This is a genomic window from Agrobacterium tumefaciens (assembly GCF_009649785.1).
In the GTDB taxonomy this organism is placed as follows: domain Bacteria; phylum Pseudomonadota; class Alphaproteobacteria; order Rhizobiales; family Rhizobiaceae; genus Agrobacterium; species Agrobacterium tumefaciens.
The window spans coordinates 37,060-55,358 of sequence record NZ_WJOK01000032.1; the positions used below are offsets into that span (position 1 = coordinate 37,060).

Annotated in this window: 14 protein-coding genes; 5 read left to right on the forward strand and 9 right to left on the reverse strand. The window is 59.1% G+C overall.

Going from position 1 to position 18,299, the window contains the following annotated elements; all coding sequences use genetic code 11:
- Positions 1–163 precede the first annotated feature (163 nt).
- On the forward strand, positions 164–1,114 hold the full coding sequence (locus tag GH784_RS24460; protein WP_003515204.1) for a LysR substrate-binding domain-containing protein: 951 nt from the start codon (positions 164–166) through the stop codon (positions 1,112–1,114).
- A gap of 80 nt (positions 1,115–1,194) precedes the next feature.
- Here the strand turns inward: GH784_RS24460 and GH784_RS24465 are convergent, their stop codons facing one another.
- A complete protein-coding gene (locus GH784_RS24465) occupies positions 1,195–3,633 on the reverse strand; it encodes a DUF1217 domain-containing protein (protein ID WP_065703929.1) in 2,439 nt (812 codons plus the stop codon).
- Positions 3,634–3,999: 366 nt separating this feature from the next.
- On the opposite strand from GH784_RS24465, the gene GH784_RS24470 reads away from it, so the two are divergent.
- Positions 4,000–4,566, forward strand: a complete 567-nt coding sequence (locus GH784_RS24470; protein ID WP_003515202.1) for a DUF6101 family protein — start codon at positions 4,000–4,002, stop codon at positions 4,564–4,566.
- 78 nt (positions 4,567–4,644) lie between these two features.
- On the opposite strand, the gene ubiA is transcribed toward GH784_RS24470, so the two are convergent.
- From ubiA to GH784_RS24490, 4 genes are all read right to left on the reverse strand, one after another.
- On the reverse strand, positions 4,645–5,598 hold the full coding sequence (gene ubiA, locus GH784_RS24475; protein WP_003515201.1) for a 4-hydroxybenzoate octaprenyltransferase: 954 nt from the start codon (positions 5,596–5,598) through the stop codon (positions 4,645–4,647).
- A 119-nt stretch (positions 5,599–5,717) separates the two neighbouring features.
- Positions 5,718–6,518, reverse strand: coding sequence for a MipA/OmpV family protein (locus GH784_RS24480; RefSeq protein ID WP_003515199.1), 801 nt, complete (start codon positions 6,516–6,518; stop codon positions 5,718–5,720).
- 234 nt (positions 6,519–6,752) lie between these two features.
- On the reverse strand, positions 6,753–8,009 hold the full coding sequence (locus GH784_RS24485) for an SAM-dependent methyltransferase (RefSeq protein ID WP_003515197.1): 1,257 nt from the start codon (positions 8,007–8,009) through the stop codon (positions 6,753–6,755).
- Between the two features lie 167 nt (positions 8,010–8,176).
- Positions 8,177–10,501, reverse strand: a complete 2,325-nt coding sequence (locus GH784_RS24490; RefSeq protein ID WP_153793921.1) for a Tex family protein — start codon at positions 10,499–10,501, stop codon at positions 8,177–8,179.
- A 201-nt stretch (positions 10,502–10,702) separates the two neighbouring features.
- Here GH784_RS24490 and purD point away from each other — a divergent pair, with 201 nt between their 5' ends.
- From purD to GH784_RS24505, 3 genes are all read left to right on the forward strand, one after another.
- The gene (purD, locus tag GH784_RS24495) at positions 10,703–11,974 is read left to right on the forward strand and encodes a phosphoribosylamine--glycine ligase (protein WP_065661341.1); all 1,272 of its coding nucleotides are present in this window, start codon (positions 10,703–10,705) and stop codon (positions 11,972–11,974) included.
- Between the two features lie 157 nt (positions 11,975–12,131).
- Entirely contained in the window at positions 12,132–12,644 is a 513-nt protein-coding gene (locus GH784_RS24500; protein ID WP_153793922.1) for a plant virulence effector HPE1-like domain-containing protein, read from the forward strand.
- 327 nt (positions 12,645–12,971) lie between these two features.
- On the forward strand, positions 12,972–14,795 hold the full coding sequence (locus GH784_RS24505) for a methyl-accepting chemotaxis protein (protein WP_065703862.1): 1,824 nt from the start codon (positions 12,972–12,974) through the stop codon (positions 14,793–14,795).
- 58 nt (positions 14,796–14,853) lie between these two features.
- Here GH784_RS24505 and GH784_RS24510 read toward each other — a convergent pair whose 3' ends face one another.
- From GH784_RS24510 to glyS, 4 genes are read right to left on the reverse strand one after another with little or no spacing between them, the layout of a single operon-like run.
- Positions 14,854–15,339: a 2-thiouracil desulfurase family protein gene (locus GH784_RS24510; RefSeq protein WP_065703861.1), complete on the reverse strand. Its 486-nt coding sequence runs from the start codon at positions 15,337–15,339 to the stop codon at positions 14,854–14,856.
- Positions 15,339–15,653, reverse strand: a complete 315-nt coding sequence (locus tag GH784_RS24515) for a helix-turn-helix domain-containing transcriptional regulator (RefSeq protein ID WP_003515190.1) — start codon at positions 15,651–15,653, stop codon at positions 15,339–15,341. The genes GH784_RS24510 and GH784_RS24515 overlap by 1 nt, the downstream gene beginning before the upstream one ends.
- 1 nt (position 15,654) lies before the next feature.
- Complete coding sequence (locus GH784_RS24520) at positions 15,655–15,999, reverse strand: type II toxin-antitoxin system RelE/ParE family toxin (RefSeq protein WP_025592539.1); 345 nt, start codon at positions 15,997–15,999, stop codon at positions 15,655–15,657.
- Between the two features lie 41 nt (positions 16,000–16,040).
- Positions 16,041–18,194: a glycine--tRNA ligase subunit beta gene (glyS, locus tag GH784_RS24525; RefSeq protein ID WP_065703859.1), complete on the reverse strand. Its 2,154-nt coding sequence runs from the start codon at positions 18,192–18,194 to the stop codon at positions 16,041–16,043.
- Between the last annotated feature and the right edge of the window lie 105 nt (positions 18,195–18,299).

Below are 18,299 nucleotides of genomic sequence, written 5' to 3' on the forward strand. Positions count from 1 at the left end.
CGACGCACCGTGCGCGGGAAGCTGCCTTGGGTTGGGGGCCTGACGATGTGCCCGCCCCGGGGTTGAGATTGATTTGCTGGGTGTCAAAATGTCGCAAGACTATTGATCAGTCCAACGAATGTTTCTAATGTGAGACATCAATCATTCTGATGGATGAGTATCAATGTCCGCACCTCTCGACATAGACCAGCTGCACACCTTCATCGCCATTGTCGATACCGGCAGCTTTACCAAGGCCGCTGAGCGCGTTTTCAAGACGCAATCCGCCGTATCCATGCAGATGCGGCGGCTTGAGGAGCGGATCGGCAAACAGCTCTTTGCAAAGGACGGGCGCGGCAACCGCCTGACGGCCGAGGGCGAGAAACTGATGAATTATGCCCGCCGCATCATTCGCCTTAACAACGAGGCGATTGCGGCCTTCGATGACAACAGGCTAGAGGGCACGTTGCGTATCGGCACCCCGGACGACTATGCCGACCGCTACATGCCAGAGATCATCGGGCGTTTCGCCAAGACGCATCCGAATGTCGAGCTTTACATCGTCTGCGAACCTTCGGTGAGCCTTGCCGAAAAAATGGCGCGCGGCGAGCTGGATATAGCACTCGTCACCCACAATCCCCGCGCCCGCTCCTCCGATGTCGTGCGCACCGAGCCACTCTGCTGGGTCACCTCCGCGAACCATCCGCTGAAGGATGATGCGCCAGTGCCGCTGGCTGTCGGCCGGCGCGACTGTCACTGGCGCCAACTTGCCTGCTCGGCGCTCGATGCCGACGGGCGGGATTATCAGGTGCTGTTCACCAGCTGGTCTTCCACCGTGGTTGCCGCCGCCGTGCTGGCAGGCATGGCGGTTTCCGTGCTGCCGGAATCGGCGCTGCGTACCGGCATGAAGGTTTTGACCGCCTCGGACGGTTTCCCACCGCTGCCGCCGGTCCAGATCGGCCTGATGAAACGGCCGGGCCTATCGCCCTCGCTGGTGAACGCCATTACAGACCACATCACCGCCTGCCTCGACAACATCTCTCCGATGAACGTCGCCGATGAGCTGGATAACGATGTGAAGACCTACCCGAAGATGCCGCGCCTGCGCGCCGGGCACATGCTGCCGGGCTGGTGAATGGGTCCGCAAATGCGGTCGTGTGAGACACCTTAACCGGGTAAGCTCGGCCTTTCCATCGTCCGTCCTCGCTTTCCAGCCTACCGCGCACGCAGCGATGCGACAGCCAGCAGCGTGTCGCCGCTGATGCCCACCGAGCCGCTGCCGTTGAACAGCATCATGATCGGGTTGGTGGTGTTCTGCTTGTCGTCATACATGATGGTAAAACGGGCGATCAGCTTCTTGACCTTATCGGGGTCCTGAAAGTCCTCGATGTCGAAATATTTCTTCATCATCGCCACCTGCGTATCGACCCCGGCATTGCCGAGTTCATCGGGAATGCCAAAGGTGGTCGTGATGAAGTTCTGGATCGCGGTGTCGGCGAGAATGGAGTAATAGGACGTTGTTCCCGCCGCCATTCGCTTGAAATAGAGCGCCAGACGCACGCCCGCATTTTCTTCACCTGCCTGCGTCTCCAGCGTCTGCGTCAGATAATTGTCCAGCGTCTCGTAGAGGCCGCGACGAGTCTGGATGGAGCTTCGATCCTCGCGCAGGATATTACCGTCCGTGTCGAAATTGAACGCGGTGACGAGACGGCGAAAAGCCGGGTCCATCTCCTTGTTTAGATAGCTGTCCTTGTCATCCAGATTGGACGTGAACATTTTTTGCAGCTGGTCCTTGGTGACCTTCGTCGGGTCGATGCCAAGCGATTCCATCGCGAATTTCGTCAGGCGATCATTCCCCAGAAAATCGCTGAGCGTCTTGACCTTCTGTAGCTCCGAACGGAAAAATTCCGCCTCCTTCTTGGCGGCTTCCTTTTCCTGGTCTGTTCCGAAGGCTGATTTCTTCTTGATGTAGTCGACCGACATGCTCTGAATTTCAAGTTCGGACTGCGCAAGAACCGGAGAGCCTGGCGATCCGTCAGACTTGAAGTTGAAGAGTTCAGCGAGTTTGACGTAACGGTCGTCTTTCAGCGCATAAACGTAGCTCTTCTTGTCCAGCAGGTCGCTGGTCAAGGCTCTACGAACGTCCGCAATATTCACCTTCGCCGGATCTAGGCCGACCGCCTTGAGCGCATAGGTGTAGACCGCGCTGCTTTCCAGGAAGTCCGCAACGGATTTGACGTTGGCAATATCGCTCTTGAACAGCTTCAAAGCGTTTTCGTCAGCGGCTTCGTCCTTGTCGTTATAATGGTTCATGTACCCGTTGGTCGTGGTAACGGTCTGGGTCGTCGTCTGTGGTGCCGTACCGTCCGGCAGCGTTCCATCCGCCTTGAAATTGAACGCTTCACGCAATGCGATGTAACGTTTGTCGCCATTGCCGAACTTGGCGATATAGTTGTTGGGATCGCTGAGATCGCTGGTCAAAATGTTCTCGATCGTCGCATTGACTATGGTCAAGTCATTCAGGTCGAATGCGACCTTGATGTAATTCACCAGACGCGGGTCTGCCATTAACTCATCGACGGTCTTGATCGAACCGATCTTCGATTCGAAATAATCCCTGTTCAAGGTGGCAACGGTCGGGGTCACACGCGGGGCACTGCCGACATAGGCCTGGGTCAGGATCTTGACGTTGTCGGCCGTCTGCGCCTGGCCGGCCGCAACGCTACCGTCATTGGCAAATTCGAAAGCCTGGGCCATCTGCGCCATCGTATTATATTGCGAGACGGTATTCGATAGCTGGGTCTGCTCCGCCGTGATGGAGGCAAGGGTCGCCGCCCACTGGTCCTTCGGCGGCAGCACGGCTTCAAGCTGGGTGAGCTGATCCTGCCGGGTGGTTTTCTCTGTTTCAAGGGCGGTTCGCTGTTCGGCGGTCAGCGTGGCATCAGCCAGCGCGGTATCGATGGCCGTTATCCGATCCGTCACATCCCCATGCAACTCGATATTGCCCTTGGTCGTAAGCTTTTCCACGGCAGCGGAATAGGCCGCGCCGAACTTCTGGTTCAGATAGCTGTTCGGGTCATCGATATCGCTCGTCATCAATCCCTTGATGTGGGAATAGCTGTAGGTCTTCTCATCAATGCTGAAGACCTCGAAGATGTAGGCGCGGGTTCTATCGTTCTGAAGCAGCTGGTCCACGTTCGTGACCGTTCCGATGATCGCCTTATAATAACGGGTTTCTTCGGACAGGCTGTCATCGAGGTTGGTGATCGAGGTGTCGTAAAGCCCGATCATCTTATCGAGCTGCGCCTCCGTCTGCACCGTGGTGGTGGACTGCGTGAAGTTGAAGGATGCGGCAAATTCGCGATAACGTTCATCGGTAAGCTTGTTGGCAAAGCTGTTCTGGTCGTTCAGGTCGCTTTCCAGCACCTTCTTCATGAAGGCCTTGGCGTAGGTCATCTCGCCGAGACCGAAGGCATCCATGGCATAGGAATAGAGCTGGTAGTTATTGAGGAACTCGTCGACGCTTTTTACATTGCCGATGTTTTCCTTGTAATATTTCGTCTGCCGCTCGACGACCCCCTGCTGCGACACGCGTGAAATGCTTGCCTTCATATCGCGGTTGATGAGGTCGTAGCTCAGAAAAGTCGATACCATGCGAATGCCCCATGGAGCACCGCGCATCACGCTGGATACGGCCGGCTCCGGTTTTGAATTCGCCCACCACACCTCCATCCGGACGCACGGCAGGCCTTGGCGCGACTGTGCATGACGCGCCTTGCCCGGAGCTTGAAAGAGCACAGTTTCGGGACTGAGAAAAATCGCATTGTCTCAATCGGCTTTACCTCAGCGAAACCATGCCACGGTGGGTTTTGCTAACCATTTGGGAATGCAAAGTTTTCTTAACCGCGATTTTTAAGCAGTCTCGAACATGCGGCGGATATTCTCCTGACATCAGAGGACGAAAAGTCCCGATGAGAAGACCGGAAACCGGCTCTCAGGTAAAACAAGGGTAGAATAAACATGACCAAGACCGTTCTGAAGCCCGACTGGGCCGTCGCCACACTCAGACTCGACCCGGCACGTTTTCCGCAACAGGTCACCTATGGCAGGGGCAATGGCGCAACCGATGTTGCCGTCACGCTCGATGAACGGGGCGCCGTTCTGCGAAAGGTCCTGTCCTCTTCCGGCCTGCCTTTGTCCTTCGCCCTGCCAGCCCGCGCTTTCAAGGGCGTTGCCGCCCGCGCCATCGACCATGGTGATGGACAGGTGACGGTGACGCTGGAGCTTCACCACGACGATCCGGAACTTTGCGTTCCGCTTCTCGTCGCCCATGATCTTTGCGACATCGCCGCCGACTGGCGCAGCTGGTCCGAGGCCTATCGTATTCCGATGCTGATGGTGGAGGCCGATGGCGTCGCCCGTCCGCTGGAAGAACATCTCGGCAAGGTGCGCACCAAGAACAGCCGCCCCCGTCGCCGGCACTCCTATTTCGCGGATCGTCGCCCGCGCTTCCTCGTGCGCCGCTCCACCGGTTCTCTCGGCATGAGCATGAAGATCGAGGGCAAGGAAATCATCGCTCGCAGCTGATAATCTTCAGACAAAACAATAAAAAGCCCGGCGCGGATATCGCGCCCGGGCTTTTTTGCATCTTGCCTTTCAACAACCTCACGCCAACAGAAGCGGCAGAATGAGACCGGCGAAAATCAGCACGCCGACGCGGTTGTTGGATTTAAACAGCACAAGGCATTGCGCCACGTCGTCGATATCGAGCACCCAGACCTGCCGGAAAAGCATGATGGCGGCGGCGGCAAGGCCGCTATAGGCGATCAGGTTAACGCCCGCTCCCCAGAAGGACAGGGCGATCATGACAAGGGCTGTGCCATAAAGAAAAACCAGCCAGCGATGTGTGTTGTCTCCAAACAGCAGGGCAGTTGAACCGATGCCCACAGCCGTGTCGTCTTCCTTGTCCTGATGGGCGTAGATTGTATCATAACCGATCGTCCAGGCGATGGAGCCGACATAAAGCAGGACAGCTGGCCAGGCGATGGACCCGAACTGCCCGGCCCAGCCCATCAGCGCACCCCAGGAAAAGGCAAGGCCGAGAAAAAATTGCGGCCAGTTGGTGAAGCGCTTGGCGAAGGGATAGATTGCCACGAAGACCAGCGAGAATATGCCGGTGGCAATCGCAAATCCGTTGAACTGCAACAGCACCACGAGTCCGGCGAGCGCCTGCAACACGATGAAGACCTTCGCCTGCGCCCTGCTCACGCGACCAGATGGCAGCGGCCGCGAGCGCGTGCGCGCAACGGCCATGTCGATCTTGTGGTCCGCAAGATCGTTATAGGTGCAGCCTGCACCGCGCATCGCCACCGATCCGATGAAAAACAGCGCCAAATGCCAGATCAGCGTGCCCCAGGAAAAACCGCCGCTTGCTACCGCGGCATTGGCCGCGAGTGCTGCGGACCAGAAACACGGCCACATCAGCAATTGCCAGCCGATGGGGCGGTCCCATCTTGCCAGCTGCGCATAGGGCCAGAGGGGTCTCGGCAAAATCCGATAGACCCAGTTGTTGGATGGTGCGTCGGAGACGCGGTCTGACAAATCGCTGTGGTGAACCATGGCGATGGTTCTACAGCATCGGCAGGCGAATCGGAATCGATTTCAGCACTTGGCCGCAGACACAAAAAAGCCCCGCAACGCTTTCGCGGCGGGGCTTGGGGTGGGCATACTCGCCCGCCTCAGGGCAGCGTGAAGCCGAATTTGTAGCTTGCCTGGACGCCGACGACGAACTGGTTCTTGGAGCCGCGCTCACGCACGAGCGAGCTGTCGGCGGCATCGCCCGTCAGGCGGCGATATTCGGCGAAGGAACCAACTTCAGCGGCTTCCGTGACCTTCCAGGTGATGGCGGCGCCGACGCCGGCGGAATGCAGGCCGCCGCCGGGGCTGTAGGGCGATGGCGCGCCGGCCGCTGTTTGCGCGGCGCTTACGCCGTAATAGCGTTCATTGTATTTGCTGCTGACCCATGTGGCGCGCGGACCGGCGGAAATCTGGATACCGGGGGCGATATCGGTGAAGACGTCGGCCGAGAGGTCGGCGACCACGCCGCTATGGCTGCGGATGCCCTGACGGGCTTCGCCGCGAATACGCAGCCAGTCGGTGGGATAAGCCTCGGCGAAACCGCCAAGCTCGCCGCCGCGCTTGATGCGGGTCATGCCTTTCAGATCGGCCGAATCCTTCTGGTCACGCGGAGACACCAGCTTTCCCGCAAGACCCATGCTGATCGGGCCATTGTCCAGCAGCGAGATCGAGGCGCTGTCGTTGCGCGACGTGAAACGCGCGCCCTGACCCTGACGGCCGAGAGAAATGATGGGCGAAAAGCCGAATTCGTTCTTGTTGTCGCCCTGATATTTCGGCGCAGAAAAACCCGAACCGCCGAGCTTCAAATACCAGTCGCCGGAAAACCAGCCATCGGCATGGGCGTTACCGACGGCAAAAAGCGATAAAACACAAGCGGCGACGGCCGCTGATGGCTTGAACATGAAAATAACCCCAGGAAACGCAATACAAACAGGTAAGCGTAGAATTAGAGGGATTCCGTTTCCATTCCATTAACCAGCGCGAGAAGGCGGCGATTAGCTCTTCCGTCATTCCGGCCCTGAGCCGGAATTCAGACGTCGCGCGTCTGCGCGGCAGGAAGCCTTCTTTCAGCCCAAGGACTTGGGCTGGCTGGATGCCAGATCAGGTCCGGCTTGACGATGGCGAATGGACAAGCCTTAGAACATAACCTTCTCAAGCGGCGGCCGCGTCTTTTCGAACTCCAGCAGCTTTTCCTCGTTGCGGGCAATGTAATCGCGATTATGCGGAACGGCGTCGCGATCCTTGGCGAGCTGGATCTGGAAAATATGGAAATTTTCGTGGGTAAAGGCCATTTCGGACCCCGCCAGATAAAATTCCCACATGCGGAAGAAACGTTCGTCATAAAGTGCTACCGCCTCGGCCTTGCGCGCCACGAAACGTTCGCGCCAGTGCCGCAGCGTATGCGCATAATGCATGGGCAGGATTTCGATATCCTTCACCAGCAGCCCAGACTTCTGGATGGCCGGCAGCACCTCGGCAAGCGAGGGGATGTAACCACCGGGGAAAATATATTTTTCGATGAAGGGATTGGTTGCAAGTGCCGGACTGGGCTGGCCGATGGAATGCAGCACCATTACGCCCTTGTCGTCCAGAACCTCCGCCACCTTGTCGAAATAATCGCGGTAATGGGTCGGCCCGACATGTTCGAACATGCCGACCGAGACGATACGGTCGAATTTCTTCGAGGCAGGCAGGTAACGGTAGTCCTGCAATTCGAAACGAACATTGCCGGCAAGCCCACGTTTTGCTGCACGGTCGCGGGAAACGCGCAGTTGCTCCTCGCTGAGCGTGATCCCGGTCACATCGGCACCTGCACTTTCGGCAATATACATCGCCATGCCGCCCCAGCCGGATCCGATCTCCAGTACGCTCTGGCCCGGCTCCGTCATCAGCTTGGCGGCGATGTGCCGCTTCTTGGCGACCTGCGCCTCATAAAGGCTGATGCCCGGCGGATTGAAATAGGCGCAGGAATATTGCCAGTCCTCATCAAGGAAGATGTCGAACAGCTTGGCGCTCAGATCATAGTGATGGGCGACGTTGCTCTTGTTGTGGTTTACCGGCAGATGCATCCTGATGCGGGCGGCGATGATGCGGGCCATACCACGCCACACCATGCCGAAGGACAGCGCCTCGCTTAGCGTGTTGCTTTTAACCAGCGCCAGAAAGTCGTAGATGTCGCCCTCGACGACCTGCATACGGCCTTCCATATAAATTTCGGCGAGTTTCAGCGCAGGATCGGCAGCGATCTCCTGCATGGCAGCTTCGTCGGTGAAATTCAGAACCACCCTTGTTCCGGTACCGTTACCAAATGTACGGCTACCACCCGGGCTATTGACGACAAGATTACCGTTCTTGATTATCTTTTCGAGAAGAACATGCAGAGACGACGCCATGGCACCCCCAATTGCTAAGTCTCACTTATCAATTTTTCTGACCGTATTCCTTTCAGCACAAGTTTCAAGATAGTCTTATTTCAAAAAAATTGAACGATTTCATCAAGCAAAAAGCCCCACCGGTGTTTCTGGCAGGGCTTTTCCATAGAAATCATTTCAACCGGAGGTCAGCGTCGCTTCATCGCTTCGGCCAGAGCCGCAGCAAGAGCACCACCGGATTGCGACCCTTCGTTGTGTCCCTGCGGTTTGGAATTCGCGTGGCGCATGGCGCCCGCATTGCCCTTTTCGCGCATTGGCTGGGGTGCCGCCTCGCCGCCGTCCTTGCGCATGGTGAGGGCAATACGCTTGCGCTTCACATCCACTTCCACGACACGGACCTTGACGACATCACCCGCTTTCACGACCTCATGCGGGTCTTTCACGAAACGGTCGGCCAGCTGCGAGACATGCACGAGCCCGTCCTGATGCACACCGATATCCACGAAAGCGCCGAAGGCGGCGACATTGGTGACGGTACCTTCCAGCAACATGCCCGGTTTCAGATCGGTGATCTCGTCCACGCCGTCAGCAAAGGTCGCCGTCTTGAAGCTTGGGCGCGGGTCTCGGCCGGGCTTTTCCAGTTCGGCGATGATGTCCTTGACGGTGGGCAGGCCGAATTGCTCGTCGATGAAGCGCTTCGGATCCAGCCCCTTCAGCGTGGCGCTGTCACCCATCAGCGTGCGCAGGTCGCGACCGCAGGCGGCAACGATCTTTTTCGCAACGCCATAGGCTTCGGGGTGCACGGAGGACGAATCCAGCGGTTCCTTGCCGTTGGGAATACGCAGAAAGCCGGCGCATTGCTCGAAGGTGCGCTGGCCAAGGCGCGGCACCTTCAACAGCTCCTTGCGGCTGGCAAAGGGGCCGGTCTGGTCGCGGTGTGCGACGATGGCATCGGCAATCGAAGCACCGAGGCCGGAAACCCGCGCCAGAAGCGGCGAGGAGGCGGTATTGAGATCGACACCGACGGCATTCACCGCATCTTCCACGACCGCGTCGAGTGAACGGCTGAGACGGCCCTGATCGACATCGTGCTGATACTGCCCGACGCCTATGGATTTCGGCTCGATCTTCACCAGTTCGGCCAGCGGGTCCTGAAGGCGGCGGGCGATGGACACCGCGCCACGCAGGGACACGTCGAGATTGGGGAATTCCGCCGCCGCCCGTTCCGACGCGGAATAGACAGATGCGCCCGCCTCCGAAACGATGACCTTGGTGGGCTTTGCGCCGGAAGCCGAAGCCGGCATCTGTGTCAGCAGATCGGCGACCAGCTTTTCCGTCTCACGGCTGCCCGTGCCGTTGCCGATGGCGATCAGCTCGACATTGTGCTTGCGGATGAGCATGGCGAGTTCCGCCTGCGCGCCGCGCACGTCGTTCCTCGGCTGGAAGGGATAGACCGTCGTGGTGTCGAGCAGCTTGCCGGTGCCATCCACCACGGCCACCTTGACGCCGGTGCGGATGCCCGGATCGAGCCCCATGGTGGCGCGTGAGCCCGCCGGTGCGGCCAGCAGCAAATCCTTGAGATTGCGGGCGAAAACATTGATCGCCTCTTCTTCCGCACGTTCGCGCAATTCGCGCATGAGATCGAGCGAAAGCGACATGGAGAGCTTCACCCGCCAGGTCCAGCCTGCCACTTCCTTCAACCATTGATCGGCGGGGCCGGCATTGCGGATATCGAAGGCGGCCGCGACGGTACGCTGCGCGGGTTTGACCGGAGAGGGATCATCCGCATCGACATCGATGGTCAGCGTCAGAATCTCCTCGTTCCAGCCGCGCAGCATGGCCAGCGCGCGGTGTCCCGGCACCGTCGCCCAGCGCTCGAAATGATCGAAATAATCGGAGAATTTTTCGCCTGCCGCCTGCTTGCCATCGACCACCTTGGCGCGGAAAATGGCGTTCTGGCGCATATAGTCGCGCAGGCGTCCAAGAAGATCGGCGTTTTCCGTCATGGTTTCCGCCACGATGTCGCGCGCGCCTTCAAGCGCTGCCTTCACATCCGCCACCTCGCCCTGCACATAGGCTTCGCCAAGCTTTGCCGGATCGGCTGCGCGGTTTGCCCAGATCGCTTCGGCCAGCGGACCGAGACCGCGCTCGCGGGCGATTTCGGCGCGGGTGCGGCGCTTCGGCTTGTAGGGCAGATAAAGGTCTTCCAGCTCCGCCTTGGTGCCCGCCTGCATGATCTTGACCATCAGGGCGTCCGTCATCTTGCCCTGACTGTTGATGGTATCCACAATGGAGGCGCGGCGCGCATTGAGTTCACGCAGATAGACGAGGCGTTCGGCAAGCGTTCGAAGCTGGGTATCATCCAGCCCTCCCGTCGCTTCCTTGCGGTAACGGGCGATGAAGGGCACGGTCGCTCCCTCGTCCAGCAACGCCACTGCCGCCTTCACCTGATCGGCGCGGGCGTTGATTTCGGAGGCGATGAGCGTGGCGAGGCGGGCATTATCTGCGGTCATGGGGTTCTCTGATGTCACATCTGGAGCGGCGAACATAATGTCTGATTGTGGCGTGACAACAAGAGGCGGCAACGATTCCACAGGAAAGGCTGAGTTCGAGGGAAAGACGGGCATTTGAGGCGCTTTCTCCTTGACCTTTCGCCCCCCTGCCCTTAACGCCCCTCAAACAAGGTTACAGGCGAATTTGCAGGGGTGTTGACCATGAAAGTTCTGTTGATCGGTTCCGGCGGACGCGAACATGCGCTGGCGTGGAAAATCGCCCAGTCTCCCCTGCTCGATGAACTTTATGCCGCTCCCGGCAATCCCGGCATCGCCGACCATGCGACACTCGTTTCGCTTGACGTGGAAGACCACGCCGCCGTTATCGCCTTTGCCAGGGAAAAGGCGATTGACTTCGTCGTCGTCGGACCGGAAGCGCCGCTGGTTGCCGGTCTGGCAGATGATCTGCGTGCGGCTGGTATTGCCACCTTCGGGCCTTCGAAAGCAGCCGCTCAGCTTGAGGGTTCCAAGGGGTTCACGAAGGATCTATGCGCCCGTTACGATATTCCAACCGGGGCTTATCAGCGTTTCAAGACCGCCGAACCCGCAAAGCAATATGTCCGTGAACAGGGCGCACCCATCGTCATCAAGGCCGACGGGCTTGCCGCCGGCAAGGGCGTAACGGTTGCCATGAGCGAGGCGGAAGCGCTTGCCGCCATCGACGACTGTTTCGACGGCGCTTTTGGCGCTGCCGGCGCCGAGGTTGTGGTGGAAGCTTTCCTCGACGGTGAGGAAGCCAGTTTCTTCTGCCTTTCCGATGGCAAAACCGCGCTGGCGTTGGCAACAGCCCAGGACCACAAGCGCGTGGGTGATGGCGACACCGGCCCCAACACCGGCGGCATGGGCGCCTATTCCCCCGCCCCGGTGATGACACCAGCCATGGTGGAGCGCACCATGAAAGAAATCATCGAACCGACGATTTCTGGCATGGCGAAAGACGGCAATCCCTTCTCCGGCGTATTTTTCGCCGGTCTGATGATCACCGCCAAAGGCCCCGAGCTGATCGAATACAATGTGCGTTTCGGCGATCCGGAATGTCAGGTGCTGATGATGCGCCTCAAGAGCGACCTGCTGCCGATCCTCTACGCCACTGCTACCGGCACGCTGGACAAGGTAAAAGCGGAATGGCGCGACGATGCGGCGCTGACGGTTGTTCTAGCTTCCAAGGGTTACCCCGGTGCCTACGACAAGAACACGCCCATCGCCCATATTCCCGATGCCAGCGAAGAGGCAAAGGTGTTCCATGCCGGGACGGCGCTGAAGGACGGCAGACTGGTGGCGACGGGCGGACGCGTGCTGAATGTCACCGCCTTTGGCAAGAACGTGACGGAAGCGCAGGCCCGCGCCTATGCGCTGGCGGCCAAGGTGGAATGGGAAAACGGCTTCTGCCGTCGCGATATCGGCTGGCAGGCCGTGGCGCGCGAAAAAGTCTGACCATTCAAGGCATACAGCGGCCGGGGCGCAGATTTCGCTCAATTTTTACCAAGTTTGCTGACCTGATGGAAACGAAAGACCGATAATATCTGCCGAACATTGAAAGGCGCATTCTGTCTCGATCGTGAGGCTGCGCCGTCATTTCGGGGGTTTTTCGATGCGTCGTCTTCTTTTGACAGCGGTTGTCGCGCTGACCGGCGGGTCTGCGATGGCGTCTTCCATCGAATATGTAAACGGCACCCACACCAGCAATGGCAGCTTCGTTCGCCTCGACTGCGCCCGCTGCCAGCCCGTGAAGGACAACCCTGCCCCCGAGGGCTTTGCCATCCCCTCCATCGAGCCGGGCACGCAGCACACGGAAATGCGTGAAATCGAGGGTAAGCGCACGCTGGTGCGCACCGAGGCCTGGCTTGGCGGCGCGCCCGTCACCTTCGTCAGCACCAATCCCGCTTGGATGCCGCAGGAAACCCCTGGCACCGCAATTGCCACGTATGATGAGGGTGAAGCTGGCACTCCCGCCGAGGAAACGGCAGCCACGCCAGCAGGCATAGACATGACCGCGACCACGGCAGCGACGAAGACAATTTCGGCGGCCAATGCCACGGCACCGTCAAGCGCATCAGTAATAGCGACACCCGATTTCCAGGATTTCAAATTGCGCGGCAATTGACCGACAGTGTCGGCGGCGTCTTTGATGACAAAAGTCAAATAATCGCGTCATCGCTGCATTTTTCGAAGTGCACGGCAACCATCCGGTGAATAATAAATTATGCATCCATTATTCTGCCAAGCACGCTCATAAAGCTTTTGCTAATTAAATATTTATTCAAATTTTTTGCCGCTAAGTGACCTCATAGTGCGATGCAGCACGACATGAGGACTTGGAGCGGACTTTCGCTTTCAGGCTGATCACAGCGCATCAGGCGCCTTCCCATTTTCGAAACTTCGGCAGCGCGCGGCTTTTTCCGGCTCGCGACGCAAAAGCTTGTGAGCGCCCATGAAGAATCTTTCCATTTCCCGTCAGCTGATCGTGCTCGTGGTGGCCCTTATGGCCGCCTTCGCAGCAGCAACGTTTTACCAGCTGAAATCTGCCACCGACGCGATCTATGAAGAACGCTACGGCATGCTGCGGACACAGGTGCAATCCGCCATTTCCATCCTGCAATCCTTCCACGACAAGGAAAAGGCCGGGGCGCTTTCACGCGAAGACGCCATGAGGCAGGCCTTCGCCACCGTCAGCGCCATGCGATTCACTCCGGATGGCTATCTGTTCGGTTACGACTACGACGTGACGATGAAATTCCATCCCGACGCGAAGCGTGTCGGCGAGAACTACAAGGGCAAGCCGGACAGCAAGGGCTTCCAGTATCGTGACGAGCTCGTACGGCTTGGCCGCAACGGCGGCGGCCAGACGGATTTCTACGGTCCGAAGCCCGGCATGGAAGGCAATGACTACGCCAAAAGCTCCTACGCCCTTGCTTTTGAGCCCTGGCAGGTGGTGGTCGTGACCGGCGTTTACATCGATGATCTGAATGCCCAGGTTCGTGGCGAGGTGATGAGGGCGCTGTCCATCGGTGCCGCCATCTTCGTGCTGGCACTTGCCGCCGCCTTCTACGTTATCCGGGGGATCTCGAAGCCGCTCGGCGACATTCACAGGGCGCTGGGTGAAGTCGCCAATGAGAACGTCTCGCTCACCATACCCCATACCGGGCTGACCAACGAGGTGGGCATGATGGCGAAGGCCACGGCCTCGCTTCAGGACAAGGTGCGGGAGCGCCACGCCATGCAGCGCCGGGAGGAAGAACAGCAGCAGCAGCTCAACGCCGAGCGCCAGAACAACCTCGACATGCAGCGCGACGAGGCCGCATTGCAGGCGCGTGTCGTCACCACCATTGGCGAGGCGCTGGAAAAACTCGCCGGCGGTGATCTGACCGTGCGTTGCGCCGATCTCGGCAACCGTTACGCCGCGCTGCGCGACAATTTCAACGAGGCATTGACCCATCTCGACGCCGCCATGGCCAAGGTGAATTCCAAGAGCATCGATATCGGCGGCTCGAAGGAAGAAATCCGCAAGGCCTCCAACGAGCTTTCGCAGCGCACCGAACGACAGGCGGCAAATCTAGAGGAAACCTCTGCCGCGCTCGACGAGTTGACGGTTGCGGTACGCCAGACGGCTGAAGGTGCAGCCGACGCCGCCAAGCGCGTCACGACAGTCAGTTCCGAAGCGATGCGCAGCGACCGGGTGGTGGAAGAAGCGATTGCGGCGATGAGCGGCATCGAACAATCTTCCGATCAGATTTCGAACATCATCGGCGTGATCGACGATATCGCTTTCCAGACCAATCTTCTGGCACTGAATGCGGGCGTGGAAGCGGCGCGTGCCGGGGAAGCGGGCAAGGGCTTTGCCGTGGTGGCACAGGAAGTGCGCGAACTGGCGCAGAAATCTGCCGCCGCCGCCAAGGAGATCAAGGACCAGATCGCCCGCTCTTCCAACCAGGTGGAAAACGGCGTGCGTCTTGTCGGCGAAGCCGGTGACGCGCTGAAACGCATCTCGGACCAGATCAAATCCGCCAACGAGATCGTCGGCAAGATCGCCCATTCGGCGGCCGAACAGGACACGACGCTGCGCTCTATCTCCACATCGCTCAACCAGCTCGACGTCGCCACCCAGCACAATGCGGCGATGGCGGAAGAGACTACGGCTTCGGCGGAAGCGCTGGCCGTCGATACCGAAGAGCTGCTGAACCTCATCCGCGGCTTCCGCGTCTCCTCCGGCAACCAATTCCACGGCATGGCAGAGCAGATGCGCATGGCGGGGTGATAGACGCTGAGGTGATGGATAAACGAAAACGCCGGAGGAAACTCCGGCGTTTTTTGTTTCAACGTGTCAGAGTATCCAGCCGGTCGATATCGGCAGGCGAAAAGACCGTAATTCCCGCTCTTTCAAGCAGTGCCGCCGTCACGCCATTGCCCGCATGTTTGATGCCGGAGAACGAGCCGTCATAGATCGCGACCGATCCGCAGGACGGGCTGCCGTCGATCAACAGCGCGTGCGTGCAGCCATTGGCTTTAGCAAGGGCCAACGCCTTTTCCGCACCGGCAATAAATTCCGCCGTGACATCGCCGCCGGTTACTTCCAGCACCCGGGCGCGGCCTTCCAGCACATCGAGACCGGAAGCGCTATTCTCAATTTCCGCCGGCGGGCGCGGCACGGACATGCCGCCCGCCATTTCCGGACAGATCGCCACCAGCCTGCCTTCATCCCGCCAGCGGTCTATCGCCGGGTGTACGAGAGGTTTGCCCTTGCCGTCATATCTGACCGGGTGGCCGAGAAGGCAGGCGCTGATTAGGATTTTGGTGATCATCAGGCCGCTGCGACAGCGAGATGTATACCCGAGTTCTTCTGAAGCGCTTGAATGACACTAAACAGATTATCGGCCCGGGGATTTCCCTTCGGGCCGAACATGCGCATCAGGCTTTTCGCAGGCACATCCACGTGTTTGGATAAAGTCTCGAAACCGATCGTGGCGTTGATGAAATCTCGCAATACCGACTTGCCGGTTTCGACATCTCCCTCCAGCAACAGTTCCACAGCATCCGACAAGAGAGCCGCCCGGAAGGCTGGGTCTTTTTCCGCCCTCGCCTTGACTGTCTGTTTGAATTCCCGCGTTAGCGCCATGTCACTCACCCGTCCCGGCACCCTTTCGGGCGCCCTTTCTGGATTTATAATCCTGCCAGAAGGCCTTGGCCGCTTCGATGTCGTTCTGCTGCCGGGCCTTGGTTCCGCCAATCAGCAGGATCACCAGCTCATCGCCGTCACGACCGAAATAGACACGATATCCGGGACCATAATCGATCCGGTATTCGAGAACACCGGAGCCAACGGATTTTACGTTGGAGAGATTGCCCTGCCCCATCCGGGTCACGGCAATCGTTACCTTCGACGCGGCAAGCGCCTCGATCTTTACGAACCATCGCCCAAATGGGCTCGATCCGTTCGGGTCCAGATATTCAACGACCTTCATGGGCCAATGGTAACATAAACATTACCATTGGCAAGCCTGTCTCAGCCGGTAATCTTCGAGAAATCCGCAACCGTTCCGGTGGCTTCACGAATGGCCTTCAACAGCGCCAGACGGTTTGCGCGGATGGCCGCGTCCTCATCGTTGACGAGAACATCCTCGAAAAACTTGTCGACGGGCGCGCGAAGCGTCGAGAGCGCCTGCATGGCGGAGCGGAAATCTTCCGTCTCGACGGCCTTTGCGGCATCGGCGGAAGCGGTCTTGATCGCCGCGTAAAGCGCCTTTTCGGCGTCGAGCTTCAGCAGTTCTTCTGAAACGCTGTTCGCAACCACGGTGCCCTTCTTTTCCTCTGCGGCCAGAAGCTGGGTGGCGCGCTTTGCACCGGCCAGCAGGTTCCGGCCATCTTCGCCGGTGATGAAGGCGGTCAGCGCCTCGACACGGCGGGCGATCATCAGCAGGTCGTCGGATTCCGGCGTCAGGACGGCGTCGATCAGATCGTAACGGGCGCCGAGGTCGCGCAGATAGACTTTCAGGCGGTCGTGGAAGAAGGAGAGGAGGTCAGTATCCTTCGCGACGCTCAAGAGCGACAGGCGCACGTTCTTTTCAAGCAGAATGCGAACCACGCCCAGCGCCGCACGGCGAAGCGCGAAGGGGTCCTTCGAACCGGTAGGCTTTTCATCGATGGCCCAGAAGCCGACGAGCGTGTCGAGTTTGTCGGCGAGAGCAACCGTGATCGCCACCTTGTCGGCGGGCAGGCGGTCGGAGGGACCCTGCGGCTTGTAGTGATCCTCGATCGCCGCGGCGACACTTTCGTTTTCGCCCTGCAAGGTTGCGTATTTTCGGCCCATCAGGCCCTGAAGCTCGGGGAATTCGCCGACAGCTTCGGTGCGCAGGTCGGCTTTCGCCAGCACCACGGCGCGGTCCACCAGAGCAGCATCGGCACCGACGACGGGGGCCAGAGCCTTGGCCAGTTCGCGAATGCGGGCCACACGCTGCCCTTGAGTGCCGAGCTTGGCATGGAAGGTAACGTTCAGCGCATCGAGCTTGGCCATGCGCTGGTCGAGCGGCTTCTTGAGATCGAGGCCAAATTTCGCAGCCGAATCCTTGAGCGTCTCCAGATCGGGCAGATCGCCCTGGTCACGGTTCCAGAAATGGCGGGCATCCGACAGGCGGGCGCGGACGACCTTGCCGTTGCCATGGATGATTTCCTTGCCGCCGTCGCTTGCCTCGATGTTCGAGATCAGGATGAAGCGGTTGGAAAGACCCTCTTCCGCACCCTGATTGCGGGTGACGAAACACTTCTGGTTGGTCTTGATGGTCAGCCGGATGATTTCCGCCGGGATTTGCAGGTAATCCTCCTCGAAAGTGCCCATCAGCACCTGCGGCCATTCAACAAGGCCGGAGACTTCTTCCAGCAGGCCTTCGTCTTCCACCAGCTCAAGGCCGTTGGCAAATGCCAGATCCTTGGCATCGTGCAGGATGATATCCTTGCGGCGGTCGGCATCGAGAATGACCTTCGCCTTTTCAAGGCTGGAGACATAATCCTCGAAACGGCGCACGGTGATCGGACCCGGCGCATGGAAACGGTGGCCATAGGTGACGTTGCCAGCGACGATGCCGTCGATGACAAAGGGAATGACCTGGGTTTCGTCATGTTCGGGGCCGAACAGGCAGACGATGGATTGCAGCGGGCGCACCCAGCGCAGGCTCTCCGAGCCCTTGCCTTCGATGCCGGCATAGCTGGAACCCTTCGGCATGGAGGCCGGGCCGGAGCGCATGGATTTCGGCCAGGGGAAGGAGCGGATGATGCCGGGCATCACCTCGGCGATAATCTCTTCCGCCGGGCGGCCGGGCTTGTTGATGATGGCGATGTAGAAATCGCCTTTCTTCGGATCGGAAACGACCTGAGCCTCGGAGACATCATTAAGGCCAGCGCCGCGCAGAAAGCCCTCAATCGCCTTTTCGTTGGCATCGGTGCGCGGACCCTTCTTTTCCTCACGCACATCGGCGGAGCGGGCGTTGAGGCCCCGAATATCCAGCGTCAGGCGGCGCGGCGTCCAATATTCGCGCGCACCCTCATAGGTCAGCCCTCTCTCCACCAAGGCGTCAGTGACGAGTTTCTTCAGATCGCCCGCCGCCTTACGCTGCATGCGTGCGGGGATTTCCTCGGAGCGAAGTTCAAGCAGAAGATCGGGCATGGGATAAGGACTTTAATCTGTTGCAAAAGAGTGTCGCGGACTTAGCAAGACCAGCGGCAAAAGTCATCAGCTATCGGTTAAATTACCGCCGGCGGACGTTACCAG